The organism is Saccharopolyspora erythraea (genome assembly GCF_018141105.1).
GTDB classification, from domain to species: Bacteria; Actinomycetota; Actinomycetes; order Mycobacteriales; family Pseudonocardiaceae; genus Saccharopolyspora_D; species Saccharopolyspora_D erythraea_A.
The window spans coordinates 918,082-944,343 of record NZ_CP054839.1 but is presented as its reverse complement, the minus strand read 5'-3'; the positions used below and the strand labels follow the sequence as shown (position 1 = coordinate 944,343).

At 72.2% G+C, this 26,262-nt stretch carries 21 protein-coding genes and 1 tRNA gene; 6 read left to right on the top strand and 16 right to left on the bottom strand.

The window, feature by feature from the left end:
- Positions 1–30 precede the first annotated feature (30 nt).
- From HUO13_RS04325 to mfd, 9 genes are all read right to left on the bottom strand, one after another.
- Positions 31–834, bottom strand: a complete 804-nt coding sequence (locus HUO13_RS04325) for a lytic murein transglycosylase (RefSeq protein WP_249124444.1) — start codon at positions 832–834, stop codon at positions 31–33.
- 199 nt (positions 835–1,033) lie between these two features.
- Positions 1,034–2,038 carry a MazG family protein gene (locus HUO13_RS04320; protein WP_211900198.1) on the bottom strand — a complete coding sequence of 335 codons (1,005 nt, stop codon included), beginning with the start codon at positions 2,036–2,038 and terminating at the stop codon, positions 1,034–1,036.
- 99 nt (positions 2,039–2,137) lie between these two features.
- The gene (locus HUO13_RS04315; RefSeq protein WP_249124443.1) at positions 2,138–3,076 is read right to left on the bottom strand and encodes a SurA N-terminal domain-containing protein; all 939 of its coding nucleotides are present in this window, start codon (positions 3,074–3,076) and stop codon (positions 2,138–2,140) included.
- Positions 3,077–3,274: 198 nt separating this feature from the next.
- Entirely contained in the window at positions 3,275–3,805 is a 531-nt protein-coding gene (locus HUO13_RS04310; protein WP_211900197.1) for an AMIN-like domain-containing (lipo)protein, read from the bottom strand.
- An 86-nt stretch (positions 3,806–3,891) separates the two neighbouring features.
- Positions 3,892–4,695 carry an ESX secretion-associated protein EspG gene (locus tag HUO13_RS04305; protein ID WP_211900196.1) on the bottom strand — a complete coding sequence of 268 codons (804 nt, stop codon included), beginning with the start codon at positions 4,693–4,695 and terminating at the stop codon, positions 3,892–3,894.
- Complete coding sequence (locus tag HUO13_RS04300; RefSeq protein WP_211900195.1) at positions 4,679–5,707, bottom strand: hypothetical protein; 1,029 nt, start codon at positions 5,705–5,707, stop codon at positions 4,679–4,681. The genes HUO13_RS04305 and HUO13_RS04300 overlap by 17 nt, the downstream gene beginning before the upstream one ends.
- Before the next feature lie 86 nt (positions 5,708–5,793).
- Positions 5,794–6,195, bottom strand: a complete 402-nt coding sequence (locus HUO13_RS04295) for a hypothetical protein (protein WP_211900194.1) — start codon at positions 6,193–6,195, stop codon at positions 5,794–5,796.
- A gap of 312 nt (positions 6,196–6,507) precedes the next feature.
- Complete coding sequence (locus HUO13_RS04290; protein ID WP_211900193.1) at positions 6,508–8,199, bottom strand: BCCT family transporter; 1,692 nt, start codon at positions 8,197–8,199, stop codon at positions 6,508–6,510.
- Between the two features lie 339 nt (positions 8,200–8,538).
- Entirely contained in the window at positions 8,539–12,123 is a 3,585-nt protein-coding gene (mfd, locus tag HUO13_RS04285) for a transcription-repair coupling factor (protein WP_211900192.1), read from the bottom strand.
- Between the two features lie 214 nt (positions 12,124–12,337).
- Between mfd and HUO13_RS04280 the strand changes: the two genes are divergently transcribed.
- Positions 12,338–13,528, top strand: coding sequence for a PQQ-dependent sugar dehydrogenase (locus tag HUO13_RS04280; protein ID WP_211900191.1), 1,191 nt, complete (start codon positions 12,338–12,340; stop codon positions 13,526–13,528).
- Positions 13,529–13,533: 5 nt separating this feature from the next.
- On the opposite strand, the gene HUO13_RS04275 is transcribed toward HUO13_RS04280, so the two are convergent.
- Positions 13,534–13,887 carry an ArsR/SmtB family transcription factor gene (locus HUO13_RS04275; protein WP_211900190.1) on the bottom strand — a complete coding sequence of 118 codons (354 nt, stop codon included), beginning with the start codon at positions 13,885–13,887 and terminating at the stop codon, positions 13,534–13,536.
- Positions 13,888–13,928: 41 nt separating this feature from the next.
- On the bottom strand, positions 13,929–15,182 hold the full coding sequence (locus HUO13_RS04270; protein WP_249124442.1) for an MFS transporter: 1,254 nt from the start codon (positions 15,180–15,182) through the stop codon (positions 13,929–13,931).
- Positions 15,183–15,300: 118 nt separating this feature from the next.
- On the opposite strand from HUO13_RS04270, the gene HUO13_RS04265 reads away from it, so the two are divergent.
- On the top strand, positions 15,301–16,290 hold the full coding sequence (locus tag HUO13_RS04265) for a LysR family transcriptional regulator (protein WP_211900189.1): 990 nt from the start codon (positions 15,301–15,303) through the stop codon (positions 16,288–16,290).
- Here the strand turns inward: HUO13_RS04265 and HUO13_RS04260 are convergent.
- From HUO13_RS04260 to HUO13_RS04245, 4 genes are all read right to left on the bottom strand, one after another.
- Complete coding sequence (locus HUO13_RS04260; RefSeq protein ID WP_211900188.1) at positions 16,266–17,441, bottom strand: 4-hydroxybenzoate 3-monooxygenase; 1,176 nt, start codon at positions 17,439–17,441, stop codon at positions 16,266–16,268. The two genes, HUO13_RS04265 and HUO13_RS04260, sit on opposite strands and share 25 nt — an antisense overlap.
- Before the next feature lie 276 nt (positions 17,442–17,717).
- Positions 17,718–18,530: an IclR family transcriptional regulator gene (locus tag HUO13_RS04255; RefSeq protein ID WP_211900187.1), complete on the bottom strand. Its 813-nt coding sequence runs from the start codon at positions 18,528–18,530 to the stop codon at positions 17,718–17,720.
- A gap of 55 nt (positions 18,531–18,585) precedes the next feature.
- Entirely contained in the window at positions 18,586–19,182 is a 597-nt protein-coding gene (locus HUO13_RS04250; RefSeq protein WP_029621455.1) for a TetR/AcrR family transcriptional regulator, read from the bottom strand.
- A 172-nt stretch (positions 19,183–19,354) separates the two neighbouring features.
- Positions 19,355–20,323, bottom strand: a complete 969-nt coding sequence (locus tag HUO13_RS04245) for an acyl-CoA desaturase (RefSeq protein ID WP_211900186.1) — start codon at positions 20,321–20,323, stop codon at positions 19,355–19,357.
- A 497-nt stretch (positions 20,324–20,820) separates the two neighbouring features.
- Between HUO13_RS04245 and HUO13_RS04240 the strand changes: the two genes are divergently transcribed.
- The 4 genes from HUO13_RS04240 to HUO13_RS04225 all read left to right on the top strand — a co-directional run bounded on the left by HUO13_RS04240 (position 20,821) and on the right by HUO13_RS04225 (position 25,550).
- A tRNA-Gln gene (locus HUO13_RS04240) sits at positions 20,821–20,891 on the top strand.
- Positions 20,892–20,998: 107 nt separating this feature from the next.
- The gene (locus HUO13_RS04235) at positions 20,999–22,705 is read left to right on the top strand and encodes a GGDEF domain-containing protein (protein ID WP_211900185.1); all 1,707 of its coding nucleotides are present in this window, start codon (positions 20,999–21,001) and stop codon (positions 22,703–22,705) included.
- A 302-nt stretch (positions 22,706–23,007) separates the two neighbouring features.
- A complete protein-coding gene (gene glmU / locus HUO13_RS04230; protein ID WP_211902642.1) occupies positions 23,008–24,531 on the top strand; it encodes a bifunctional UDP-N-acetylglucosamine diphosphorylase/glucosamine-1-phosphate N-acetyltransferase GlmU in 1,524 nt (507 codons plus the stop codon).
- Positions 24,532–24,578: 47 nt separating this feature from the next.
- Positions 24,579–25,550 carry a ribose-phosphate diphosphokinase gene (locus HUO13_RS04225; protein ID WP_249124441.1) on the top strand — a complete coding sequence of 324 codons (972 nt, stop codon included), beginning with the start codon at positions 24,579–24,581 and terminating at the stop codon, positions 25,548–25,550.
- 86 nt (positions 25,551–25,636) lie between these two features.
- On the opposite strand, the gene HUO13_RS04220 is transcribed toward HUO13_RS04225, so the two are convergent.
- Positions 25,637–26,245 (bottom strand): malonic semialdehyde reductase, encoded by a 609-nt coding sequence (locus HUO13_RS04220; RefSeq protein ID WP_211900184.1) that lies wholly within the window; start codon positions 26,243–26,245, stop codon positions 25,637–25,639.
- Positions 26,246–26,262 lie beyond the last annotated feature (17 nt).

Below are 26,262 nucleotides of genomic sequence, written 5' to 3'. Positions count from 1 at the left end.
CGGCGGCGGTCTCACCGCGCGGGCCGCGCCCTACGGCCCGGTGGGGATGGCCCTGCTCCGGCGGCCGTAGTCGTCGGCGTGGTCCAGGACGTCCTGGCCGTACTCGCGGCTGGCGTTGTAGGTGAGCAGAGCCGTCCAGAAGCGGTCCGGGTCGCGCATGTCCCCCGCCACGTCGCACAGGTACCTGGCGGCGGCCAGCGCGGCGTCGTCGATGTCGTTGGGGTCGGCGGCACCGTCGCCGTCGGCGTCGACCGCCCACACCCGCCAGGTCTGCGGGATGAACTGCAGAGGCCCCACCGCCCGGTCCCACACCTGGTCGCCGTCGAACTCGCCGCGGTCGGTGTCGTCGATGCGCTTGACCCCCGGAGTGCCGTCCAGCGGCGGCCCGACGACCGGGATGCTGGGCCTGCCGGTGCGGTCGAGCCTCGCGCCGCCGAAGCGGCCGTGGCTGGACTCCACCACCCCGATGCCGGCCAGGACCGTCCAGCTCAGCCCGCACCCCGGCGCGCTCTCGGCGACGGCGGTGCTGGCGTAGCCGTAGGCCTGCAGCGCGGCGCGCGGGATGTTGAGCGCGTCGGCCATCGACTCCGACCAGGGCACGAGCTGGTTCTGCGGCCTGGTCTCCGGGGTCAGCGGCGGCGAGCCCGCGGCCAGCAGCCGCAGCGGCGGCGGATCGACGCCCGGGTCGGGCGGAGCCGCGGCGGTCGGGGGCTCGGTCTCGGTCACCGGACTCTCCCGCGCCGGCTGCGCGACGGGGACGGCGCACGAGACCGCCAGCGTCATCACGGGTGTCAGCCCCAACAGCACCCACTGCCTGCTCGGTCGCTGCCGCAAAGAGGTCCTCCTGCCGCGCACGCGGCGCGTGCGCTCGTAGTCGCGTCGGGTTCGGGGCACGACCGCCCCCAGCAGGCCCCGTGTGGAATGTCGGCGAGCAGCCCGGTTTCGTGACCTGCGGATCCAGCGGTGATCGTCACAGCAGGCCGCTGGTCACCGCCGGCCGGGTGGGCGTCCGCCGGTCACGGCCGGCGGACGCTCATGCGTGCCCGGCCGAAGCCGACCGCCAGAAGCCGACCCACTCCGGACCGGACAGCTCCGCGGGCTCCCGGCCGGACTCGCGGGCTTTGGACTCGGCGGCCCGCACCTGCCCCGCGAAGGCGAGCGCGACCGCACGCAGCTCGTCCTCCGGGTCGGCGCCCGCGAGCCGGGCCCTGGCCGCCACCGAGAACAGCAGCTCGCCCGCGGAGTCACCGCTCGGGAGCACGTCCGCGGGCACCCCCGCGCGCTCCGCGCGCTGCACGAGCTTGGCGGCCAGCGCCACCGCGGGCTGACCGAGCGCGACACCATCCACAATGGACTCGCGCTTCTTCTCGGCCTGCTTGAGCTCCTCCCAGCGCACCTGCTGGGACTCGGAGTCGTGCACGTGCTCAGCACCGGAGAAGACGTGCGGGTGCCGCGACACCAGCTTGCTCACCAGCTCGGCCGCGACCTCGTCGACGCCGAACGGGTCCTCGCCGTGTTCGGCGGCGATCCTGGCGTGGAAGAGGACCTGCAACAGCACGTCGCCGAGCTCTTCGCGCAGTGCGGCGCGGTCGCGCTGCTCGATGGCGTCGAGGAGCTCGTAGGTCTCCTCGACGAGGTACCTGCGCAGGGTGTCGTGGTCCTGCTCGGCGTCCCACGGGCAGCCGCCGGGCGAGCGGAGGCGGTCCATCACGGTGACCGCGTCCAGCAGCTCCACCCCGGCGGGCCTGGGCGCCTCGACGAGGCTGGCGCCCGCGGCGTGCAGCGCGTCGGCCTCGGCGGAGCCCAGCTCGGGCGCGACCAGGACGACGGGTTCCCGCGCGGCCAGCGCCAGCAGCTCGTCGACCGGCGGCGGCTGCGGCGCCTCCAGCGCGGCGCGGGTGGTGTCGGCCAGCCCCGCCTCGGCGTAGACGGCGGTGGCCCGCCGCAGCAGCGGCGCCGCCGCGGCCGGGAGCACCTCGCCGAGCCGGTCGTCGACCAGGACGACCGCGCAGCCGTCCGAAACCCGAAGCTCGCTCATGCCGCCATTGTCCCAGTCCGCCCGGGGCGGACCCCGCGGCCTGCGCCGAGGCCCACCACCGGAGCCCGCGGCGCGGGGAGGTCCCGCGCCCGGTGCCCGTCAGGTCGCGGCGGGCTGTCCGCCTGGCAGCCAGAATCCGGTGGTCTCACCCGCGTTCGGCGCGGCGCCGAGCGCGACCCGGTCCCAGACGCCGTAGCGGGGGCTGAGCTGCACGCCGACCCGGTCGGCGGTGATCCCGACGAGGTTCGTGCCGATCTTCTGCAGGCTCGCCTCGTCGAGCTGCGCTGCCACCGGCGTGGGCGCGGGGGTCGCGGTGTCGCGCTGCCGGACCACTGCGACCAGCCACTGCCCGGACTGCGGCTCGAGCTCGAAGGCGACCACCGAACCCGGCCGCATGCCGAACAGCGGTGTCGCGCCTGCCATCTGCCCGCCCTGGTCGGCGGCCCAGACCCGCTCGCCGGAGACCGCGCGCAGCCCCGCCTGGCGGTCGGCCTGCAGCAGCGCGGCGGCCTCCTGCGGGCTCCGCGCGAGCCGGTGCGCCTTGGCCTCGGCCTCGGCGCGGGTGCTGGCCTGCGTGTAGTCGATGGTGACCGACAGCCGGTCGACGTACTTGCGGGCGAGCTCGGCGGCCAGCAGCCGCGACCGGGTCATGTCCCGGATGTTGCCCTCGGTGAAGATCGTGCCCTGGGTCGCGGCGCGCGGCCCGCCCATCTGGTCGATCGCGGCGGTGACCCGCTGCTCGTCGACGCGCAGGCCCTCCTCGATCGCGGCCTGGCGGATCAGCTCCTGCTGGACGGTGAAGGACGCGAGCCTGCGGCCGAGCTCGTCGGTCGTCCCCTGCTGCTGCAGCTGCGGACGCAGTCCGGGCTCCTTGTCCAGCACCTCGGTGAACCAGGACTGCACCTGGCCGACCGGGATCCGGGTGTCGCCGACGATGGCGGCGGCGCCGGGTTGGCCGGTTCCGCAACCGGCGAGCAGGATTCCGGCGGTGGCGATCGACGCGAGCAGGCGCCCGTGGCGCGGCATGACGAACCTCACAACGATCACCCTCTCATGAAGTCACACAACGAAGGAACCTCGCCACAGTCCGAAATCGTACGACCTCAGAGAGTGTGATCCACCGCATACCGCGCCGGTCGCGCCCAGAGCCCGTCCTTGGTCTTTCAAGCGGCGCAGCCGCTTGGCCCACCCCCGCCACCGGCACCGCCGCGCAAGGTGAGTCCGAAGAAAGGGCCCTCAGGCGCGGGTCATGTTGATGACGACCTTCTCGCCCTGGACCTCGACGTCGTACTTGACCCCGGCGTCGAGCCCGACGGTCAGCTCCACCGTGCCGCCCTCGTTGTCGTTGACGACACCGCTCTCGGCGGTCGGCAGGTCGAAGGTCTCCGGACCGGCGGTCACCCACGGCGAGCCGTTGGTCTGCAGCAGCACGTGCAGGAACTGCGAGCCCTTCATGCCGTCGACCGGCTCACCCGAACCGCCCCACACCGGCTTCTGCTTGTTGACCTCGTGCTTCATGAGCTTGACCTCGGACAGCTCCGGGAGGGCGCTGAAGTCGAAGACGACCCGCTCCTGGTTGCCGTGCTTGCCGCCGCGGATGTCGATTTCCCCCTTCTTGGGGGCGGCGAAGTTCACCGGAGCCGGGGCGGCGGGCGCGGCGGCCGGCGCGGGCGGCTGCTCCTGCGCACCGGCCGAGCAACCGGTGAGCGCGAGCGCGGAGAACGCCACCGAACCGAGGACGACTGCGAGCGTGTTGCGGACGGACATGGAGTGCGAATCCCCCTGCTGTTTCGTTGATCATTCGCGTCTTCGCAAGCTCAGACGCACCGCGCGCGGAATGGTTCCCCCGGAGGTCACAAAGTTCGGAGCTCGCGGCGGAAAGCGCTTCGGGTGGCGGGGATCAGGTGCAGCCGCGGCTCCGCGTCCGGGCCGCTGCGCTTGTGCACGGTCAGCACCGCCCCGTGCGCGCTCGCGTAGTAGTGCAGCGGGAAGCCGGCCACCTCCTCCCGGCCCCTGGAGTTCTTGCGCGAGGTGAACACCTGCATCGCGAACAGCAGTTTCGCGCCGTAGGTCAGGGCCTGCACCCTGGCGTGCTCGCGGTCGACCGGATCGTCGTCGTCCTCCTCGTAGACCGGCTCCAGCCAGTCCCCGCCCCGCTCCTCGCGCGCCGCGCGGCGGCCCAGCGGCACCGCGGCGGCCCCGCCGCTGACCGGCCCCACGTCGGGCAGCAGCTCGAAAGCCCTGGTGTAGAGGGAGCTCCAGCCGATCGGCTCGATGGTCACCACGCCGTCCTGCAACCTGGCGAACACCACGTACTCGTCGGAGCCCGCGATGTGGAAGCTGCCGGGAGCCTGGCCGTGGCCGTCGCGGGCGACGTACCAGCCGAAGATCCTGCGGTGCGGGTCGCACAGCAGCCGCATGGTGGTCAGCAGCGGACGCACCGGGGTGTCGACCACGGCGAGTCCGCGCTCGCGCAGGTCGGCCAGCACCCGGCCGACCAGCCGGACCCGTTCGCGGTAGGTCGCGCCGGGCGAGGCGCCCTCCAGACCGGCGGGCTTGGGCGCGTCCTCCCCGCACTCGCCGGCGTAGAGGACGTCGAAGGCCGGGTAGTCGAGCGTGACTGCGCGGTCGATGATGCTGTCAATTCGCGTCACCATCGGACTCGCCCTTCTTCCGCTTCCAGTCGCCGAAAACCGGCGGCGCGCCTCGGCCGCGCAGACCAGGCAGACCACCCCCGCCTGCGCCGCGCCCGTTCCCCCTGCCGCCGAACCGTCCACCGAACAGCCCTCTGCGCCCGGTGCCGCGGTCCGCGCTCCGGCTTGCGCCCGCGCCGAATGCGCCACCGGTGGCGGCCGCACCCGCGTCGTTGACGTCGTCGGCCGCGCCCGGTGGATCCGCGCTCCGCCAGGCCGACTGCGTTCGCGCCGGAGGCTCCGCGCTCCCCGCGTCCTCTGTGGACGCTCGCCCGGGATCGCGGACAGCCCGGACGTCACCGACCTCGGAGACGCTGACGGCGGTGTCGCCTGCGCGTACCGGCTTGCCGTCGAACGCGGGCAGCCGCGCCCCCACGTCGGCGGTCAGCGCGCCGTAGCCGTGGAGCACCCTCTGGTTGGCCGCCTGCGCGGCGAAGTACTTGGAAACCTCGGAGGCGTAGTCGATCGGCGCGAAGGGGTTGATCGGCGCGGTGATGCTCATCGTCGGCGGCTCGGGCGGCACGTAGACGACGTGGCGCTTCGCGTCGTTGAAGCCCTCGCTCTGCGCCTCCAGCGCGGCGCGCACGGAGTCGGCGTCCTCGCCGAGATGCTCCTGCCGCAGCGCTCCGGCACCCGCACCGGCCGTCTCGCCCTGCCCGGAGGCGCGCATCCGGGCCATCGCGGAGCTGACGGCCTCGGCCGCCTCGCGGTGGTGACCGGCGACCCCGCCCCACTGGCCTGCCGCTTCGTCCATGCTCTCGGTGCCGGGTCCGCCGTGGAACATCTTGTAGATGTCGTTGCCGCCGCACGCCTCGGCGCGGATCTGCGGGGTCATCTGCCGCTCGACCCAGTCCACCGCGTCGTCGAACTCGGCGGTGGTCGACGCCGCGGTGCGCTTCAGCCCCTCGACCGCGTCACCGCCCGCGTCCCACGCCTTCTCGGCTATGTCCCGGACGTAGTCCAGTCCCCACCCCATGCCAGCTCACCCCAGCCCCGCTCAGTGCACTCCCGATGCGGACTCGATCGTCTTCATCACCTCGGTCGCGACCTGCCCCGCCATCCTCACCTGGAGAGCGAGTTCGCTGTCGCGTCTTCTTGGGCGTCGTACGCACGCATGGAGGCCGAAAGCTCCGCTATGAGCGCCTGGATGCCGTCGACGTGGGACTCCGCGGCGCGCAGGTACGAACCGGCGGCCTTCGGCCCGAGCCGCTCGGCCGCTTCGGCGCTGTGGGGGTCCAGACCGGGTGGGCGCACGTGGTCGCCGAGGCGTCGGGCCGTCCGCATCGCTTCGTCCAACAGCGCCTTGGCGTGCTTGAGGTCGGCGATCACGCGGGGGATCTCGTCGCGGTCGACCTCGAAGCCGACGCTCGTGGCCGCACCGTCGCGCAACGCCTGTTCGGCCGCGGTCGGCCGCTGAAGCGCACCGTCCGGCGACACGGCCAAGGACGCCTTCACGATTCCCATGGGACCTCCCGGGCTCCCCAAGGCAATTCGCCACGAGGACCGGCCCGAGTTTGACAGAGAGTCACCGCTTGCATCAGTTCTTGACCGGATAACGATCCGGGAAGCGGCCGGAAATCATCCTGATGCCGCAACTGGATTAGCTGATCGGCGAAGGACCCGAGCCGGAAATACGCCCGGTCAGTGGATACCCCGCTCGGTCACCCTGGGTTATCGTCCGCACGCGTCGGCGTCCATCGGTCCCGCCAAGGACATTACCGTCGCGCAGGCCGCGCAGGATGAGCCAGTTGGCATATTCCAGGGCGGGACCGGCCGTCAGGACTGCCGGCCGGTCCCCTGCGCCCCCTCCTCGCCTGACTCCATCGGGCCGACCTCCAGCCGGAAGTCCTCGCCGTGGCGCTCGGTGCCCGCGATGACGGCCTGCTCCAGCACCTCGGCGCCCTTCTGGCCGCGCTGCATCAGCGGGTCCTCGCGCAGGTCCTTGGTCAGCGCCACGCACAGCAGCACCATGACGATCGCGAACGGCGCCGAGGCGATGAAGGTCAGGTTCTGGATCCCGCTCAGCGCGTCCTCACCGCCGATGACCAGCATGATCGCGGCCACCGCCCCGGTAGCGGCACCCCAGAAGATCACCATCCACCGGGTCGGATCGATCGTTCCGCGCTGCGCCAGCGTGCCCATGACCACCGACGCCGCGTCCGCACCCGACACGAAGAAAATCGCCACCAGGACCATCACCAGCACGGTGGTGACCATCGACAGCGGCAGGGTCTCCAGCACCGCGAACGTCTGCGCCTCCTCACCGCCGCTGCGGTAGACGTCGATGCCCCCGTCCTCGATGCTGATCGCGCTGCCGCCGAGGATGCAGAACCACACCAGGCTGACCGCGCTGGGCACCAGGATCACACCGCCGACGAACTGCCGGATCGTGCGCCCTCGGCTGATGCGCGCGATGAACATGCCCACGAAGGGCGTCCACGAGATCCACCACGCCCAGTAGAAGATCGTCCAGCTCGACAGCCAGGTGTTCATCTCGGCACCGCCGGTCGCCCCGGACCTGGCGATCATGGTCGCGAAGTCGCGCAGGTAGACGCCGACCGACGTCGGCAGCAGGTCGAGGATGAACACCGTCGGGCCGACGACGAACACGAACACCGCGAGCAGGGCGGCCAGCACCATGTTGATGTTGGACAGCCACTGGATGCCGCGGGCGATGCCCGAGACCGCCGACAGGACGAAGCAGATCGTCAGCACCAGGATGATCAGGACGAGCACGGTGTTGCTGACCCCGCCGATCCAGCCCGCCGCCTGCATGCCGCCCTGGATCTGCAGGGTGCCCAGGCCCAGCGACGCCGCCGACCCGAACAGGGTGGCGAACAGCGCCAGGATGTCGATCAGCCTGCCGATCGGTCCGTCGCAGCGCCGCCCCATCAGGGGCGTGAAGACAGCGCTGATCAGCTGCTTGCGGCCGCGCCGGAAGCTGCTGTAGGCGATGGCCATCCCGACCACCGCGTAGATCGACCACGGGTGCAGGGTCCAGTGGAACAGGGTGGTCGCCATCGAGACCTCGATGGCCTCGTCGGAGAACGGCGGCACGGTCCCCGGCGGCGGGTTGACGAAGTGCGCGAGGGGCTCGCTCACGCCGAAGAACATCAGGCCGATGCCCATGCCGGCGCTGAACATCATCGCGATCCAGGAGACGGTGCGGAACTCCGGCTCCTCGTCGTCGGCGCCGAGCGGGATCGTGCCGTAGCGGCTGAAGGCCAGCCACACGGCGAACACGACGAACGCGGTGGACGCCAGCACGAACCCCCAGCCGATGTTGGTCACCAGCCAGGACAGCGCGTCGCCTGCGGCCTTGGCCAGCGTCGCGGTGGACAGCGCGCCCCACAGGACGAAGAACACCGTGATGGCGGCGGTGACCCCGAAGACGACGAAGTCGGTGCGCGCCCGGTGCCCGTTCGCGCCCGCACCGGGCACCTGAACGAGATCTCTGTGCTCCGCCATGACGTCGCGCCTCCTCGTGACCATGGGAGTCGCGTCAACCGTCACTCGAAGGCGCGTTCCCGGCAACTCAGGAGTGCCTCCAGCCACGCGCGCCACTCCCGTGGTCTGACCTGCGAGAGTGACGCCGCGCGGCGGAGGCGCCACGGAGGTGCTACGGCCGCGCGAGGCCGTCGAAGGCCGGACGTCCACGGCCATCAATGGCCGGACGACACGGGCGGATGGTGCGTACCGCCCGGCGCGGGCGGTACCGAGCCGGTCGGACAACCGCACAGGCGACCAGAGGCCGCCTACGCGGTTGCGACCGCCCGCCCGCGTCGCCCCTCGGGGTTGGCGAGGGCGTCAGCCCACCGGCGCGGGGCGCCCGGCCAGCGACTCGAGCAGCTTCGCGCACCAGTCCAGCAGCGCTTCGTCGCGCAGCGGCGGCGCGCCGATCCGGCCCCCCGCGGCGCCCTCGGTCGGCCGCGGCACCGAGACGGTGCGCACCGCGGCCTTGTACACCGCCTTGGGGTACAGCCGCTTGAGCCGGACCAGCTGCGAGTCGGCCAGCTCCAGCGGAGCCGCCCGCAGCGACGTGCCCTGCAGGGTCACCTCCGTGACCCCGTGCGCGCGGCACAGCTGGCGGAACGCCGCGACCTTGAGCAGGCGCTCGACGGGCTCGGGCAGCTGACCGTAGCGGTCGGTGAGCTCGGCCCGCACCGCGTCGAGGGCCTCGGCGTCGGCCGCCGCGGCGATCTTGCGGTATGCCTCCAGCCGCAGCCGCTCCCCCGGCACGTAGTCGTGCGGGATGTGGGCGTCCACCGGCAGGTCGACCCGCACCTCCGGCAGCTCCTCCTCGCCCGCCCCGGGCTCGGCACCGGCGTGCCTGCGGAACGCCTCGACGGCCTCGCCGACCAGCCGCACGTAGAGGTCGAAGCCGACGCCCGCGATGTGGCCGGACTGCTCGGCGCCGAGGATGTTGCCCGCACCCCGGATCTCCAGGTCCTTCATCGCCACCGCCATGCCCGCGCCCAGCTCGGAGTTCTGCGCGATGGTGGCCAGCCGGTCGTGGGCGGTGTCGGTCAGCGGCTTCTCCGGCGGGTACAGGAAGTAGGCGTAGCCGCGTTCGCGGGCGCGGCCGACCCGGCCGCGGAGCTGGTGCAGCTGCGAGAGGCCCAGCACGTCGGAGCGCTCCACGATCAGGGTGTTGGCGTTGGAGATGTCCAGCCCGGTCTCCACGATCGTGGTGCACACGAGCACGTCGTGCTCGCGCTCCCAGAAGCCCTGGATGATCTTCTCCAGCCGGTCCTCGTTCATCTGTCCGTGGGCGGTGACGATCCGCGCCTCCGGCACCAGCTCGCGCAGGTGCCGCGCGGCCTTCTCGATGGTCTGCACCCGGTTGTGCACGAAGAAAACCTGGCCGTCGCGCAGCAGCTCGCGCCGGATCGCGGCCGCGACCTGCTTCTCGTCGTAGGCGCCGACGTAGGTCAGCACCGGGTGGCGCTCCTCGGGCGGGGTGAGGATGGTCGACATCTCGCGGATGCCCGCCATGCTCATCTCCAGCGTCCGCGGGATCGGCGTCGCCGACATGGTCAGCACGTCGACGTGCGTGCGCAGAGCCTTGATGTGCTCCTTGTGCTCGACGCCGAAGCGCTGCTCCTCGTCGACGACCACCAGCCCGAGGTCCTTGTAGCGGACGCCGGTCTGCAGCAGCCGGTGCGTGCCGATGACGACGTCCACGGTCCCCTCGGCGAGTCCGGTGGTGGTCTGCTCGGACTCCAGCGGGTCGGTGAAGCGCGACAGGCCCTTGACCGTCACCGGGAACGAGCGCATCCGGTCGGTGAAGGTGTTGAGGTGCTGCTGGGCGAGCAGGGTCGTGGGCACCAGCACCGCGACCTGCTTGCCGTCCTGGACCGCCTTGAACGCCGCGCGCACGGCGATCTCGGTCTTGCCGTAGCCGACGTCGCCGCAGATCACCCGGTCCATGGGCACCTCGCGCTGCATGTCGGCCTTGACCTCGTCGATGGCGGCGAGCTGGTCGCCGGTCTCGGTGTAGGGGAAGGCGTCCTCCAGCTCCCGCTGCCACGGGGTGTCGCCGCCGAAGGCGTGGCCGGGGGCCGACTGGCGGGCGGCGTAGAGCTGCACCAGCTCGGCGGCGATCTCCTTGACCGCCTTGCGCGCCTTGGCCTTGGTGTTCTTCCAGTCCGAGCCGCCGAGCTTGTTCAGCGTGGGCTGCTCGCCGCCGACGTAGCGGGAGACCTCGTCGAGCTGGTCGGTCGGCACGAACAGCCGGTCGCCGGGCTGGCCGCGCTTGCTGCTGGCGTACTCCAGCACCAGGTACTCGCGGGTGGCGCCGCCGACGGTGCGCTGCACCATCTCGACGTACTTGCCGATGCCGTGCTGCTCGTGGACGACGAAGTCGCCGGCCTTCAGCGCCAGCGGGTCGACGGCGTTGCGGCGCCGCGACGGCATCCGGCGCATGTCCTTGGTGGAGGTGCCGCCGCGCCCGCCGGTCAGGTCGGCCTCGGTGAGCACCACGAGCGCGACCTCGGGCGCGGCGAAGCCGTCCTCCAGGCCGCCGCGGGCGACCGTGACCACGCCTGGCTCGGGTTCGCCGGTGAGCCCGTCCTCGGCCAGCCGGGCGGGCAGCTCGCCCTCCCGGAGCTGCTGCACCGCCCGCTGAGCGGTGCCCGCACCCGCCACGACCAGCACCGCCGCACCGCCGGCGGAGGTGTGCGCGCGGAGGTCGGCGAAGGCTCGCTCCACCTCGCCGCGGTAGGCGTCGACCTGCTTGAGGGCGAGCCGGACGACTCCGTCGTCCTCGGTGTCCTCGCTGCTGAGCTGCGTCAGCGTCCACCACGGCAGGCCGGCCGACTCGGTGTGCGCGGCGACCTCGGCCAGGCCGCGGTAGGCGGAGGCACCGAGGTCGATGGGCGCCCGGCCGCCGTCGGCGGCGACCATCCACGACGCCTCCAGGAACTCCTGGCCGGTACGCACCAGGTCCGCCGCGCGCGCCCGCACCTTCTCCGGGTCGGCGACCACGACGTGCGTGCCGCTCGGGACCAGGTCGGTCAGCAGCCGCATCTCCCCCTCGCACAGCGCGGGGATCAGCGCCTCCATGCCCTCGACCGGGGCACCGCCGGCGATCTTGCCCAGCATCTCGTTGAGGTGCGCGTCGGCCTCGTGCTGCTCGGCGAGCTTGGCCGCGCGCTCCTGCACCTGCTCGGTGATCAGCAGCTCTCGGCAGGCGGGCGCGAACAGGGTGGTGTCCTGCGCGTCGGGCAGCGACCGCTGGTCGGCGACGGAGAACGGGCGGACCTCGGTGACCTCGTCGCCCCAGAACTCCACCCGCAGCGGGTGCTCCTCGGTCGGCGGGAAGACGTCGACGATGCCGCCGCGCACCGCGAACTCGCCGCGCTTCTCGACCATGTCGACCCGGTTGTAGGCCAGCGCCGCCAGCCGCTCGACCAGCTCCTCGAAGTCGTGCTCGTCGCCGACGCGCAGCCGCACCGGGGCCAGCTCGCCCAGCCCGGGCGCGATCGGCTGGATGAGGCTGCGCACCGTCGTGACCAGCACCCTGACCCGGCCGTGCTCGTGCTCCTCGGGGTGGGCGAGCCTGCGCAGCACGGCGAGCCTGCGGCCGACGGTGTCGGCGCGCGGGGAGAGCCGCTCGTGCGGCAGCGTCTCCCACGACGGGAAGACCTCCACGCCGTCGGAGCCGATGAGGTCCGACACCGCGGCGGCGACCTCCTCGGCCTCCCGGCCGGTCGCGGTCACCAGCAGCGCCGGGCGGTCGGCGGCGGCCAGCGCGGAGGCGGCCAGCGGGCGGGCGGCCGCCGGGCCCTCCAGCACCAGGCGCGGCCGGTCCACGGCCTCGACGACCTGGCGGACGGCGCTGTCGCGCAGCATGGTTTCGAGCAGTCCGCGCAGGGGACCGGCCTGGCTCATGGCATCTACCTCGCACCGAACGTCTGAGAACGCGGACACACCCCTGCCCGGGACTTCGCCCGATGCGCCAGGGCTGCCGGTGGACATGGCTGCACGCACCAGTCGGGCGGCCGCTGCCGGGGGTTCGCCGGTCCAGCCTACGACTCCGCCCCGACGGCCTGCCGCCGGATCGAACGGCAGCCGTCCGTCTATGACCGGTGTCACACTGGACGGCATGCTTCGGTCCGCCGCATCCGCCGTGCTCTGCCTCGTCGTTCTCGCGGGTTGTGCCGGCGCCGGCACCCCCGCGCCCACCGCGCCCGCGCCGCCCGCGCAGCAGGCGCCGAGGCCGGTCGACGCGCGCGAACTGCGGGCCGAGGTCGTCGCCTCGGGGCTCCAGCACGGCTGGGAAATCGGCTTCCTGCCCGACGGCAGCGCCCTGGTCACGCAGCGCCCGGGACGTCTCGCGCTGTTCAAGGGCGGACAGGTCCAGCCGGTGGCCGCCGACTTCGGCGACGTCCTCGTCGAGTTCGAGGGCGGTCTCATGGGGATGCTGATCCACCCCCGGTTCGCGGAGAACCGGCGCTTCATCACCTGCCAGACCCACCAGGCCGGCGGGCGAGCCATCGACATCCGGCTGATCACGTGGCGGCTGGCCGACGACGGCGCGAGCGCGCAGCGGGTCGGCGAGCCGCTGCTGACCGGGCTGCCGATCAACCCCAACGGCAGGCACTCCGGGTGCAGGCCCGCACTCGCCGCGGACGGCGCCCTGCTGGTCAGCACGGGCGATGTGGCACGTCCCGCGACGTCGCAGGACCGGCACGGGCTCGGCGGCAAGGTGCTGCGGATGGACATCGACACCGGTGCCCCGCTGCCGGACAACCCGTTCGCCTCGTCGCCCGACCCCAACGAGCGCCTGCTGCTGACCTACGGCCACCGCAACCCGCAGGGCGTCGCGGTCCGGCCGGGCGGCCAGGTCCTCATCTCCGAGCACGGACCCGACCGCGACGACGAGATCAACCTGCTCCGGCCGGGAGGCAACTACGGCTGGGACCCGTCCCGGGGCGGGACCGAGGACAGCTACGACGAGGCCGTGCCGATGACCGACCTGCGGCGCTTCCCCGACGCGGTGCCCGCGGTGTGGTCGTCGGGACGCGCGCGGGAGGCCCCCTGCGGGGCGGAATTCCTGACCGGATCTCAGTGGGGCCGGTTCGACGGCATGCTCGCCGTGACCACGCTGCGGGGCAGCAAGTTGTTGCTGTACGCGGTGAATCCCGACGGGAGCGTGCGCGGCACCGAGGTGCCCGCGGCGCTCGACGGCACGTACGGCAGGCTGCGCGCGGCCCGTCAGGGCCCGGACGGCGCGCTCTACGTGACCACGTCGAACGGCGGCGACGACAAGATCCTGCGCATCACCGCGGGCTGACGCCGCTAGCCTCCGTCGCCGGCGGGCCCTCCACGGCGCCGCTTCCGCGCGCCCCGTGCGAGCTCGGTGGCCAGCGCGTCCAGCGGCTGCGACCAGATGCGGCGGTAGCGTTCGAGCCAGGAGTCGATCTCCCTCAGCGGCGCCGGGTCGACCGAGTACAGCCGCCGGGTGCCCTCCGCGCGCACGGTGGCGAAGCCGTTGTCGCGCAACACCCGCAGGTGCTGCGACACGGCGGGCTGGGAGATGCCGAACTCCTCCCGCACGACCGCGGTGACTTCCCCGGAGGACAGCTCGCCGTCGGCGAGCAGCTCCAGGATCCGCCGGCGCACGGGATCGCCCAGCACGTCGAACGCGTGCACGGGAGAACTGTGCCGCTACGACCTTATATAAGTCAATGTTTTTACGATGCGGTGGCGGCCGGCTCCTCCACGGCCCCGGCGTGGACGGCGGGCCGCGCGGCGACCGCGATCGCCATCGCGCCCAGCGCGCTGATCGCGCCGAAGACGTAGAAGCCCCACGGATACGCGAGGCCCGCGGTCAGCAGCGCCCCGCCGAGCAGCGGGCCGGTGATCGCGCCGATCCGGCCCACCCCGGTGGTCCAGCCGAGTCCGGTGGCGCGGGCCGCGACCGGGTAGGCGCGGCCGACGAAGGCGTAGACCAGCACCTGCGCGCTGAACACGAAGAACCCGGCCATCAGCACCGCGCCGTAGAGACCGACCGCGGGCAGCCGCACGCTCAGCAGCGCGAGCATCACGGCCGCCGCCGCGAACCACAGCACCGTCGAGCGCTTCACGCCCGTGCGGTCGGCGACCCCGCCTGCCACGACCAGCCCGAGCACCGCGCCGACGTTCAGCGTCAGCAGCAGGCCGAGCGAGGCGCCGAGCGGGTAGCCCGCGGCCCGCATGATCTCCGGCAGCCAGGTGTTGAGGCCGTAGACCAGGATCAGCCCGAGGAACGAGGCCACCCAGAACGCGACCGTGGAAACCGCCATCCCGCCGCGGAACAGGGTCGCGATGTTCTCGCGCACCGACGCCGGTTTCGCCGCCGACTCCGCGGCGGCCCGGAAGATCCGCGACTCCGGCAGGTAGCGCCACATCAGCGGCACCAGCACCAGCGCGGGCAGCGCGCCGGCGACGAACATCATCCGCCACCCCACGACCGGGATCAGCAGCAGGCCGAGCAGCGCGGTGAGCACCGCACCCACGTGGTAGCCGGTCATGATCGTCGTCGTCGCGCTGCTGCTGCGGCCGCCCCTGGCGAACTCGGTCACCAGCGTGATCGCGGTCGGCAGGCAGCCGCCGAGGCCGAGCCCGGCCAGGAACCGCAGCAGGCCGAACACCACGACCGACGGCGCCAGCGCGCACAGCGCGGTGAACAGCGAGAAGGAGGTGACCGCCAGCAGCAGCACCCGGCGGCGGCCGACGAGGTCGGTGACGGTGCCGATCACGAGCCCGCCGACCATCATGCCGAGCAGGCCGACCGTCGAGACCAGCGAGGCCGAGGCCGGGGTCAGGCCCCACACCCGCTCGTCGAGCATCACCGGCAGCACCGTGCCGAGCACAACGAGGTCGAACCCGTCGAGCAGGACCGCCGTCCAGCACAGCGGCAGCACCCAGCGGACGTTCCCGCGGTCGATCGTCCCATCACCCGGCACGGCAGTCCCCTCGTCGAGTCACACGTGAGATGGAGACTGACGTCACTCGGGCCATATGTCCAATACCACCAGGTAGCGTGCTCCATATCCGAGAGATATGGAACTCGCGGGAGGACGCGTGGAACTGCGGCACCTGCGCTACTTCGTGGCGATCGCCGAGGAGCAGAGCCTCACCCGCGCCGCCGCGCGGCTGCACATCGCCCAGCCGCCGCTGAGCGCGCAGCTGCGCAAGCTGGAGACCGAGCTGGGCGCCGTGCTGGTGCACCGCACCGCACGCGGCACCCAGCTCACCGACGCCGGACGGGTGCTGCTGGAGGAAGCGCGGCGCATCCTGCACGAGGTCGACCACGCGGCGCAGATGACGCGCGAAGCGGGCAGCGGCCGCGTCGGGCGGCTCGCGCTCGGCTTCATCCCGTCGGCGTCCAACGTGGTGCTGCCGCCGATCCTGCGGCAGTTCAAGGCCCGCTACCCCGAGGTGCGTCTGCGGCTGCAGGAGATGCGCCCGGACGAGATCGTGGAGCGGCTGCACGACCGCCGGATCGACGCGGGCTTCTTCTACCTGCCCATCGACGACCCGTCGCTGCACGTGCGCAGCGTGGCCGACGACTCGCTGGTGCTCGCGCTGCCGTCCACGCACCCGCTGGCGGACTTCTCCGAGGTCGATCTGCGCGCGGTGGCCGACGAACCGTTCATCCTCCCGCCCCGCTACGACATGCCCGGCCTCTACACGATCGTCACGCAGGCGTGCGAGCGCGCCGGGTTCACCCCGCGCGTGGTCCAGCCCGACGTGTGGCTCATGCAGACCATCGTCGGGCTGGTCGCGGGCGGGATGGGGATCGCCGTCGTCCCGTCGTCGGTGCAGCAGATCCCGCGGGCGGGAGCGACCTTCGTGCCGCTGACCGACGTCTCGGCCACCGCGCGGATGGCGATGGCCTGGCGGCGGGAGACCGGGACCCCGGTGCTGCGCTCGTTCCTGGACATCGCCGCGGCCGCACCGGCGCAGCCGGGCGGGGGCCGGCCGGGTGCGGCCGACCCGACCCGGACTGGCACGCCCCGGCCAGGCGTTGGTGCGAGCGGACCGGCTCAGTCGAGCGGGGTGCCCACGTAGTTCTCGGCGAGCAGCGTCCGGCCCGCGCGGGAGCGGGTGACGAAGTCCAGCTCGGCGCGCTGGCGGTTGAGGTCGAACCCGCTGGCATCGGGCATGCGGTGCAGCATCGAGGTCATCCACCACGAGAAGTGCTGCGCGCGCCAGACCCGCGGCAGCACGGTCGCGGTGTAGGCGTCGAGCGCGCCCGTCCCGCCGCCCGCGAAGTACTCGGCCATGGCGCGGGAGAGCACGTAGACGTCGGCGATGGCCAGGTTCATGCCCTTGGCCCCGGTCGGCGGCACGGTGTGCGCGGCGTCGCCTGCCAGGAACAGCCTGCCGTACTGCATCGGCTCGCACACGAAGCTGCGGAAGTGCAGGACCGACTTCTGGAAGATCGGCCCCTCCACGATCCGCACGCCCTCACCGGAGACCCTGGTGTGCAGCTCGTGCCAGATCCGGTCGTCGCTCCAGTCGGCGGTGGTGTCGTTCGGGTCGACCTGCAGGTAGAGCCGCTGCACCGTGGGCGAACGGGTGCTGACCAGCGCGAAACCGTTCTCGTGGTGGGCGTAGATCAGCTCGTCCGACGACGGCGGCGCCTCGGCGAGGATGCCGAACCAGGCGAACGGGTACTGCCGGAAGTGGTCCTGGCGCGGCTTCGGGGCCGGGACCAGGAAACGCGTCGTGGAGCGCGAACCGTCGCAGCCGGCGACCAGCGCGGGGTGCAGCACCTGCTCGGTGCCGCCCTCGGTGAAGCGGATCGCCGGCGAGTCGCCGTCGACGCCCTCGACCCGGACGTCGGACACGCCGAAGCGGATGTCGCCGCCGTCGGCGAGCCGCTTGGCGATGAGGTCCTTGAGCACTTCGTGCTGCGGGTAGATCGTGACGCCGCGACCGCCGGTCAGGTCGGCGAAGTCGATGCGGTGCCCCTGCCCGCCGAAGCGCAGCTCGATGCCGTGGTGCACCTGCCCCTGCCGCTTCACGCGGTCGCCGACCCCGGTGGCCGACATCAGGTCGACCGAGGTCTGCTCCAGCACACCGGCCCGGATGGTGCCCTCGATCTCGTCCCTGGTGCGCGTGTCGACCACCACGGACTCGATCCCGTGCTGGTGCAGCAGGTGCGCGAGCATGAGCCCGGCCGGCCCTGCTCCGACGATCCCGACCTGGATCCGCATGGACGTGGGTTCCTTCCGATGTCACCCCTGGCCGGCCCGCGACGTCGGCCGCGTGCCCGGCGGCGTGTGACCGCCGTTACAGGGTCTGGGAGACACCACCCTGCGCCCGCCGCCCGATCCGGCGGTACCGCTCTTTCCGGTGAACAGAAGACCTCAGCGCCCCAGATGGGGCGTTGATCAGCGCGCAGCGCTGTCCGGTCGAAGACCGGATGCGGCTTCCGGAGGCGAGCAGCGCCTCCGATGACGCGTTGAGCCGTGCCGGGCTCCGCGAACCCCTCACCCGCTCTTCGGGCTCCGCCCGGCCAGGGGCGTTGCGGAACCCAACGCCCGCGAGATCCCCCGCGCCGCGGCCCGGACGGCCGGGACCAGCGTCATCGGATCGACCTCCCCCGAGGGCACGACGATCGACAGAGATGCGACGACGGTGTCGGTGTGGTCGCGCACGGGCGCGGCCACCGAGACCGTCGACAGCTCGATCTGGCGGTCGCTGATGACGTAGCCGTCCCGCCGCGCGTCGGCCAGCACCCGGCGCAGCCGGTCCGCGCCGCTGATCGTCCGGTCGGTGAACCGCTTCAGCGGTGCCCGCAGCACCTCCTCCTGGAAGTCGCCGTCGGCGTGCGCGAGGAGCACCAGCCCGACACCGGTGGCGTGCAACGGGAGCCGCGCGCCCGGCCGCGAGGCGACCGGCACGGCGCCACGGCCGGAGAGGCGTTCGACGTAGACCACCTCGGTGCCGTCGAGCACCCCGAGCTGGACGTTCTGATGGGTCGCCTCGTACAGGTCGCCGAGGAAGGGCATCGCGATCTCGCGCAGGAACATCCCGCGCGGCGCGAGCGCGGCCAGCTCGTGCAGCCGCAGGCCGATCCGGTAGCGCCCGGCCGCGTCGCGCTCCAGCGCACCCCAGCGCGTGAGCTCGCCGACCAGCCGGTGCGTGGTCGTCAGCGCCAGCCCGCTGTGCCTGCTGATCGAGGACAGGGTCATGGCCGGACGCTGCGCGGAGAAGGCGTCGAGGATCCGGAACAGCCGGCTGGCCACCGTCGGAGCGGCGGTCCCGCGTTCCCGCGGGGCGTCCGGATCGTGCGCGGCCATGAGGCGAAGCTACAGCTCGCGGTCCGGCGCGGCGCGATCCAGACCGGGCGGCAGGCTACTTCGGCCTGCGCAGGGTCGGCTTGTGCTCCAGGTGCGAGAGGCCGTTCCAGGCGAGGTTCACCAGGTGCGCGGCGACCTCCTCCTTCTTCGGCTTGCGCACCTCCAGCCACCACTGGCCGGTCAGCGCGACCATGCCGACCAGGGCCTGGCTGTAGAGCGGCGCCAGCTTCTTGTCGTAGCCCTTGGCGCTGAACTGCAGCCCGAAGATGTGCTCGACCTGGCTGGCGATGTCGTTGAGCAGGCTGGAGAAGGTGCCGCTGGTGCTGGCGACCGGCGAGTCGCGCACCAGGATGCGGAAGCCGTCGGTGGAGTTGTCGATGTACTCCAGCAGCGCGTGCGCCGCCTGCTCGAGCAGCTCGCGGGGATGCCCCGCCGACAGCGCGGAAACGATCAGGTCGAGTAGGTGGCGCATCTCGCGGTCGACGACCACCGCGTAGATGCCCTCCTTGCCGCCGAAGTGCTCGTAGACGACCGGCTTGGAGACCCCCGCGCGGTGGGCGATCTCCTCGATGGAGGCGCCGTCGAAACCCTTCTCGGCGAAGAGCTCGCGCGCGACGTCCAGGAGTTGCTGCCGCCGTTCCTTGCCCGTCATCCGCACCCGCGCCGTCCGGGCGGACGTGCGTCCACTCGCTGCCTCGGGCGCGCTGCGCCGTCGCCTCGCCACCACTCGCATCACCCTAGGTCGTGCTCGGCGGCACCACGTGCGCACCTGATGAAAAAGCCGCCCCCGCCGCGTCGCGCGGCGGGGGCGGCCGGGCCCGCGGTCAGCCCTTGTAGTCGGTCACCGCGATCCGCGCGAGGCGCTTCTCGTTCGGCCAGCGCACCTTCCAGACCCAGCCGACCTTCTCGAAGAACCAGATGAGCCGCGCCGACATGTCGAGCTGGCCGCGCAGCACGCCGTGGCGGGCGCAGGTCGGGTCGGCGTGGTGGGAGTTGTGCCAGGACTCACCGAACGACAGGATCGCCAGCGGCCAGAAGTTGGCCGCCTTGTCGCGGCTCTTGAACGGCCGCTCACCGATCATGTGGCAGATCGAGTTCACCGACCACGTGATGTGGTGCAGGAACGACACCCGAACCAGGCCCGCCCAGAAGAACGCGGTGAGCGCGCCCCACAGCGACCAGGTGAGCAGGCCGCCCAGCACCGCGGGCAGCAGCAAGCTCACGACCGTCCACACCGGGAACAGCTTGTTGGCCCAGACGATGTCGCGGTCCTTGAGCAGGTCGGGGGCGAACCGGTCCTCGTTGGTCATGTCACGGCTGAACATCCAGCCCATGTGGGAGTGCCAGAAGCCCTTGGTCAGCGCGATTGCCGAGGTGCCGAACAGCCACGGCGAGTGCGGGTCGCCCTCGCGGTCGGAGAAGGCGTGGTGGCGCCGGTGGTCGGCGACCCAGGTGATCACCGGCCCCTGGAGCGACAGCATTCCGGCGATGGCCAGGCCGATCTTCACCCCGCGGTTGGCCTTGAAGGAGCCGTGCGTGAAGTAGCGGTGGAAGCCGACGGTGACGCCCAGGCCGCTGATCAGCCAGAACGCCACTGCCAGAGCGAGGTCCACCGGGCCGACGCCCCAGCCCCACAGGACTGGCACCGAGGCGATCAACGCGGCCATCGGAATCAGCAGGAAGACGTACACCAAGGACGACCGTCCGACGGTCTGCGGCCCCGTGGTCAGCGGCTTCGGCCCGGACTCGGCGCCGTCGCCCGGAGCGGCGACGCGCTCGGTTGCTGCGGTCATGCTCAATACCTCGAATGGCGTTGGGGAGGTGGGAAAACGGCTGTCAGCACCGGGAGATCCGGTCCCGCAACACCTCCAGCCTACGGGACCGTAACCTACGAAAGCGTAAGTTAGTCGATGCAGAATCGTCACCCCCAGGGGCCTGAATCACGGCGTGTCGCAAACCACCGGGCGTGTCCGCCTCGTCCGATTCTTCACCCGAAAGGGGCTCGCGAGCTGGAAACCGCGCCCCCGGCACCCGCGTCGAAGGCACGTGCGAGCGGGCAGGCGGATACGCGGCAGCGGGCCGAGGTCAACATCACTGGACAGACATGTCACGATGTCGGCTGGACAACACCGGCCGCGTCGCCGGGCCGGTAGGCTCTGGCGGCGTTGCCGGGGGCGGGCCGACGGCGCGACGCACCGGCCGTGCTCGCCACGTCGGCAGGGCACGACGCACCGGCAGTGCCCGACCCGCCGGACGTGCCGGGGCCTCCCGGTACGCCAGCAGGGCCCGATCCGCCGTGGTGTAAAGGCAGCACCTCGGATTTTGGTTCCGATGGTCCAGGTTCGAATCCTGGCGGCGGAGCGACCGGCCCTCCTGGAGCACCCGTGACGACCGCCGGCGGCGGTCCAGCGGGGCCGGGAGGAATTGTTGACAGGGGGTGTGCGCCGCTGCACGACGAGACGACGGCCGTGCGCGAAGAAGCGGCAACCACGCTGAGCGAGGTCTCGGACGCGTGGTTGGTCGGACGCGCACGCGAGCTGAACGCCGTCGGTCAGCACAGCGACGCACTCGGCCAGCGCAGCACCGTCCGCGAGGCCGACAACCTGCTCAACGAGGCGCAGCGCCGCGGCGAGCCCCGGATCGTCGCCCAGCTCCTGCGCCACTGCGCGGCCATCCGGCTCTCGGTCCCCGACCTGCTCGACAGCGCCGACGCGCTGCTCGACGAGCTGCTCACCCACTCCCGCCGCCACGGCCTGCAGGTGCTGGAGGCCGACGCCCACGCCCTGCGCGGCAGGCGCGCGCTGCTGGCGGGCAGCGAGGACAGCGCGCTCACCGAGATCGCCAACGGCATGAGCATGCTCGACAACGAGCTGGTGCCCGACGCCACGCTCGGCCGCCGCTCGTGGGAACGGCTGCTGGCGCAGGCCCTGATCGACATCGGGCTGGTGCTGACCCAGCTCGGCGTGTACGAGATGTCCGACCAGGTGATGGCGCGCGCCCACCAGCGCATCCGGGAGAGCGGCGGCCCGCACGAGATCGCCGTGCACATGATCAACCGCTGCCGGATGCTGCTCGGCTGGGGCCTGCGCCTGGAGCGCATCGGGCAGGTCGCCGAGGCCACCGACCGCTTCGCCACGGCATCCGCTATTGCGGTCGCCGTCGAGGGCCCGTGGCGGGAGTCGCTGTTCCCGCGGGTCGCCGACCGGCCGGCCTCGGAGCAGATGCCGGTGCTCGGCGCGGCGCACGCGCTCGCCCAGCCGCACGTCGAGCACATCGAGCGGCTGGAGTCGCTGCGGGACCTGGACCGCTCGATGCACCCGCGCGAGCAGATCATCGTCGCGATCGCGCTGTCGCGGTGCCTCAGCGGCGCCGGGCGGGGCGAGGAGGCGGTGCGGCTGCTGTCGGAGACCCGGACCGACCTCAAGGACGACAACTCCGAGCCGACGCTGCGGATCTCCCTGGCCCGCGAGTACGCCCAGCTCTCCGAGCTCGACGCCGATGGCACCAGCGAGGCCCTGCGCGACTACGCCCTCGAGCTGGAGACCGAGCTGTGGACCATGCGCGAGGTGCGGCTGTCCACCCTGGCCACCCGGCTGGACAACTACCGGCTCAACCACCGCCACGACGCGATCACCCGGCAGGCGCTGCAGGACCCGCTCACCGGGCTGTCCAACCGCCGCGCGCTGGACGAACGCCTCGACAAGCTGCAGGACCGGCACGACTCCCAGCCGCTGTCGGTGGCGCTGGTCGACCTCGACGGCTTCAAGGGGGTCAACGACCGCTGCTCGCACGCCGAGGGCGACGACGTGCTGCGGGTGGTGGCCAGCACGCTGCGCGACACGCTGCGCACCGACGACTTCGTCGCCCGCTACGGCGGTGACGAGTTCGTCGTCCTCCTGCCGGGTGTCACGCTCACCGCGGCCGAGGCGGCGCTGCAACGCACCGTGGAGGCCGTCGACCGGCTGCCCCACCAGCTCTCGCGGGGTGTGACGCTGTCGATCGGCGTGGTCGCGATGCGCCCGCAGGAGTCCGGCGGGCAGGTCCTGGCCCGCGCCGACGCGGCGATGTACCAGGCCAAGCGCGGCGGCGGCAACCAGGTCTCGGCGTTCCCCGGCAGCAGCGGTGCGCCGGAGGGTGCGCGGCACGCGGTCTGGACTCCGCCGGACGCGCTGTGAGCCCGTCCGGACGAGCTGTGAGCAGGACCTCGATACCCCCTGCGTAGTGGGAAAACCCGCTGCTCGGAGCACACCGGCGAGCGGAAGAGCGCCCGATGGGCGGTACCATCGCAGCGCCGAGCAAGCGGGCAGGGGCACCGGCCGCGGGTCCGACTCCCCCGGTTACCCTTCACCCGCTTGGACGCCACAAGCACGCGCCAGCCGGTGCGTCGGTCCCCGCAGCGAAGCCGACCCGCGGCCCGCCGCCAGGCGGCGGCTCTGCCACGGGCAGCTTCCAGAGACAAGGGAGAGCGCTGATGCTCATGGGCGAGAACGCCCGCCCGTCTGCCCGCAGTGCGTCCGGCGAGCCTTCGGCGAGCGTCAGCACGGTGGTGCTGGCCGCGGGCGAGGGCACCCGGATGCGTTCGGCCACGCCCAAGGTGCTGCACCGGCTCGCGGGCAGGCCGCTGGTCGAGCACGCGGTGCGGGCCGCCGCGGGCATCGGTCCCGACGAGCTGGTCGTGGTCCTCGGGCACGGCCGCGACGCCGTCGGCGAGCATCTCAAGGGCGTTGCCGACTCGCTGGACCGCGACGTCCGCACGGTGGTCCAGGAGGAGCAGCTCGGCACCGGCCACGCGGTCGCCTGCGGGCTCGAGCCGCTGGCGGGCCGGCTGACCGGCACCGTTCTCGTCAGCTACGGCGACGTGCCGCTGCTCGACTCCGACACCCTGCGCGCCCTGCTCGCCGAGCACCGCGACTCCGGCAACGCGGTCACCGTGCTCTCCGCCGTCGTCGAGGACCCGACCGGCTACGGGCGGCTGGTCCGCGACACCGCGGGCCAGGTCACCGGCATCGTCGAGCAGAAGGACACCACCCCGGAGCAGGCGGAGATCACCGAGATCAACTCCGGCGTCTACGCCTTCGACGCCGAGGTGCTCTCCGACGCGCTGAGCAGGATCTCCACCGACAACGCGCAGGGCGAGCTCTACCTCACCGACGTGCTGTCCATCGCGCGCTCCGACGGCAGGCCGGTCGGCGCGCTGGTCTGCTCCGACCCGTGGCTGGTCGAGGGCGTCAACGACCGGGTGCAGCTGGCCCGGCTCGGCGCCGAGCTCAACCAGCGGCTGCTGCGGCACTGGATGCGCAAGGGCGTCACGGTCGTCGACCCGGCGTCGGTGTGGCTGGACTGCGACGTCGAGCTCGACCGCGACGTGGTGCTGGAGCCCGGTGTGCAGCTGCGCGGCGGCACCACGGTCGGAGAGGGCGCGACCATCGGCCCGGAGACGACGTTGACCGGCTGCACGGTGCACCACGGCGCGAAGGTCGTGCGCACCCACGGCGACGGCGCCGAGATCGGCCCGGGCGCGACGGTGGGCCCCTTCGCCTACGTGCGCCCCGGCACCCGGCTGGCCGCCAGGGGCAAGATCGGCACGTTCGTCGAGGTCAAGAACTCCCGGATCGGCGAGGGCACGAAGGTCCCGCACCTGACCTACGTCGGAGATGCGACCATCGGCGAGTACAGCAACATCGGTGCCGCGACGATCTTCGTCAACTACGACGGCGTGGCCAAGCACCCCACGGTGATCGGTTCGCACGCCCGCACCGGCGCGGACAACACGTTCGTCGCCCCGGTCGAGATCGGCGACGGCGCCTACACCGCCGCCGGGTCGACCATCACCCAGGACGTCCCCCCCGGCGCGATGGCGGTCGCGCGGGGGAGGCAACGCAACATCGATGGCTGGGTGGCCAGGCGCCGCCCGGGTACCGCCGCCGACGAGGCCGCACAGCGGGCGCAAGCCGACCAGCGGTCGGAAACCGAAGTAACAACCACCAATCCGACAGAGTGACGCCCAACGCCGGGAGTCAACGGGGAGGGACGATGACCGTGAGTGCCATGTCTGCGACCCCGAAGAAGAGCCTCAAGCTCTTCTCCGGGAGCAGTCACCCGGAACTTGCCGAGGAGGTGGCCAAGCAGCTCGACGTAACGGTCACGCCCCAGGCCGCGTACAAGTTCGCCAACGGCGAGATCTTCGTCCGCTACGACGAGTCGGTGCGCGGCTGTGACGCGTTCGTCATCCAGTCGCACTGCAACCCGCTCAACGACGCCATCATGGAGCAGCTGATCATGGTGGACGCGCTCAAGCGCGCCAGCGCCAAGCGCATCACCGTGGTCATGCCGTTCTACGGCTACGCCCGCCAGGACAAGAAGCACAAGGGCCGCGAGCCGATCTCGGCGCGGCTGATGGCCGACCTGTTCAAGACCGCGGGCGCGGACCGGATCATGGCGGTGGACCTGCACACCGACCAGATCCAGGGCTTCTTCGACGGGCCGGTGGACCACCTGTTCGCGCAGAAGATGCTGGCCAGCTACGTCCGCGACACCTACCACGACCAGAACATCACCGTGGTCTCGCCGGACTCCGGCCGGGTGCGGGTCGCCGAGAAGTGGGCCGACGACCTCGGCGGCACGCCGCTGGCGTTCATCCACAAGACCCGTGACCCCAGCAAGCCCAACCAGGTCGTGGCCAACCGCGTCGTGGGTGACGTCGAGGGCAGGCTGTGCGTGCTGGTCGACGACATGATCGACACCGGCGGCACCATCACCAAGGCCACCGAGCAGCTGCTCGCGTCGGGCGCGAAGGACGTCATCATCGCCTCCACCCACGCGGTCCTGTCGGGCCCGGCGGTCGAGCGGCTGTCCTCGTGCGGTGCCAAGGAGGTCGTGCTGACCAACACGCTGCCGATCCCCGAGGAGCGGCGCTTCGACACGCTGACGGTGCTCTCGATCGCCCCGCTGGTCGCCGAGGCGATCCACCAGGTCTTCGAGGACGGCTCGGTCACCAGCCTCTTCGACGGCAAGGCCTGATCAGGCGCCTTCGCGGCGAAAGGCCCCGGTCCGCGCGGACCGGGGCCTTCCTGTTCGCCGTGTGCGGCTGAGTTCGACGACAGCTCTCAGACGGTGGTGACGACCTCGTCGTAGTCCAGGCGCGGGAGCCGCTCGAACCAGGCGTCGGGGCCCGGCTTGCCGAGGTTGACCGCGACCAGGGCCTGCTGGCCCTCGGGGAAGAACTCCTTGGTCACCGCGTCGGCGTCGAACCCGGTCATAGGGCCCGCGGCCAGCCCGGCGGCGCGCACGCCGACGATGAAGTAGCCGATCTGCAGGGCCGCGTTCAGCCGCGCGTGCCTGGCGCGGAAGTCGTCGTCGGTCCAGACGTCCCTGGCGCCCGGGAAGTGCGGGAACAGCCGGGGCAGCTTCTCGTGGAACTCGGTGTCGGTGCCCAGCAGCGCGACCAGCGGCGCCTTGCCGGTCTTCTCCCGGTTGCCCTCCCCCATCAGCGGCAGCAGCCGCTGCCTGGCCTCGTCCGAGCGCACCAGCACGACCCGCAACGGCTGCTGGTTCATCGACGTCGGTCCCCACTTGACCAGGTCGTAGATGGCGCGGACCTGCTCGTCTGTGACGGGCTCGTCGCTGAAGGTGTTGGCGGTGCGGGCCTCGCGGAACAGCAGGTCCTGGACGTGCTGCTCGATCTCCAGGGCGGGGGCCTGGTCGGTGGCCGTCATGAAGCGTCCTCCTCGGG

What these genes read in the sequence shown, in the direction of transcription:
- HUO13_RS04320 (WP_211900198.1), bottom strand. Translation starts at nt 2,038, where the DNA reads ATGAGCGAGCTTCGGGTTTCGGACGGCTGCGCGGTCGTCCTGGTCGAC.
- HUO13_RS04310 (WP_211900197.1), bottom strand. Translation starts at nt 3,805, where the DNA reads ATGTCCGTCCGCAACACGCTCGCAGTCGTCCTCGGTTCGGTGGCGTTC.
- HUO13_RS04305 (WP_211900196.1), bottom strand. Translation starts at nt 4,695, where the DNA reads ATGGTGACGCGAATTGACAGCATCATCGACCGCGCAGTCACGCTCGAC.
- HUO13_RS04300 (WP_211900195.1), bottom strand. Translation starts at nt 5,707, where the DNA reads ATGGGGTGGGGACTGGACTACGTCCGGGACATAGCCGAGAAGGCGTGG.
- HUO13_RS04295 (WP_211900194.1), bottom strand. Translation starts at nt 6,195, where the DNA reads ATGGGAATCGTGAAGGCGTCCTTGGCCGTGTCGCCGGACGGTGCGCTT.
- HUO13_RS04290 (WP_211900193.1), bottom strand. Translation starts at nt 8,199, where the DNA reads ATGGCGGAGCACAGAGATCTCGTTCAGGTGCCCGGTGCGGGCGCGAAC.
- mfd (WP_211900192.1), bottom strand. Translation starts at nt 12,123, where the DNA reads ATGAGCCAGGCCGGTCCCCTGCGCGGACTGCTCGAAACCATGCTGCGC.
- HUO13_RS04280 (WP_211900191.1), top strand. Translation starts at nt 12,338, where the DNA reads ATGCTTCGGTCCGCCGCATCCGCCGTGCTCTGCCTCGTCGTTCTCGCG.
- HUO13_RS04260 (WP_211900188.1), bottom strand. Translation starts at nt 17,441, where the DNA reads ATGCGGATCCAGGTCGGGATCGTCGGAGCAGGGCCGGCCGGGCTCATG.
- HUO13_RS04255 (WP_211900187.1), bottom strand. Translation starts at nt 18,530, where the DNA reads ATGGCCGCGCACGATCCGGACGCCCCGCGGGAACGCGGGACCGCCGCT.
- HUO13_RS04250 (WP_029621455.1), bottom strand. Translation starts at nt 19,182, where the DNA reads ATGACGGGCAAGGAACGGCGGCAGCAACTCCTGGACGTCGCGCGCGAG.
- HUO13_RS04245 (WP_211900186.1), bottom strand. Translation starts at nt 20,323, where the DNA reads ATGACCGCAGCAACCGAGCGCGTCGCCGCTCCGGGCGACGGCGCCGAG.
- glmU (WP_211902642.1), top strand. Translation starts at nt 23,008, where the DNA reads ATGGGCGAGAACGCCCGCCCGTCTGCCCGCAGTGCGTCCGGCGAGCCT.
- HUO13_RS04225 (WP_249124441.1), top strand. Translation starts at nt 24,579, where the DNA reads ATGTCTGCGACCCCGAAGAAGAGCCTCAAGCTCTTCTCCGGGAGCAGT.
- HUO13_RS04220 (WP_211900184.1), bottom strand. Translation starts at nt 26,245, where the DNA reads ATGACGGCCACCGACCAGGCCCCCGCCCTGGAGATCGAGCAGCACGTC.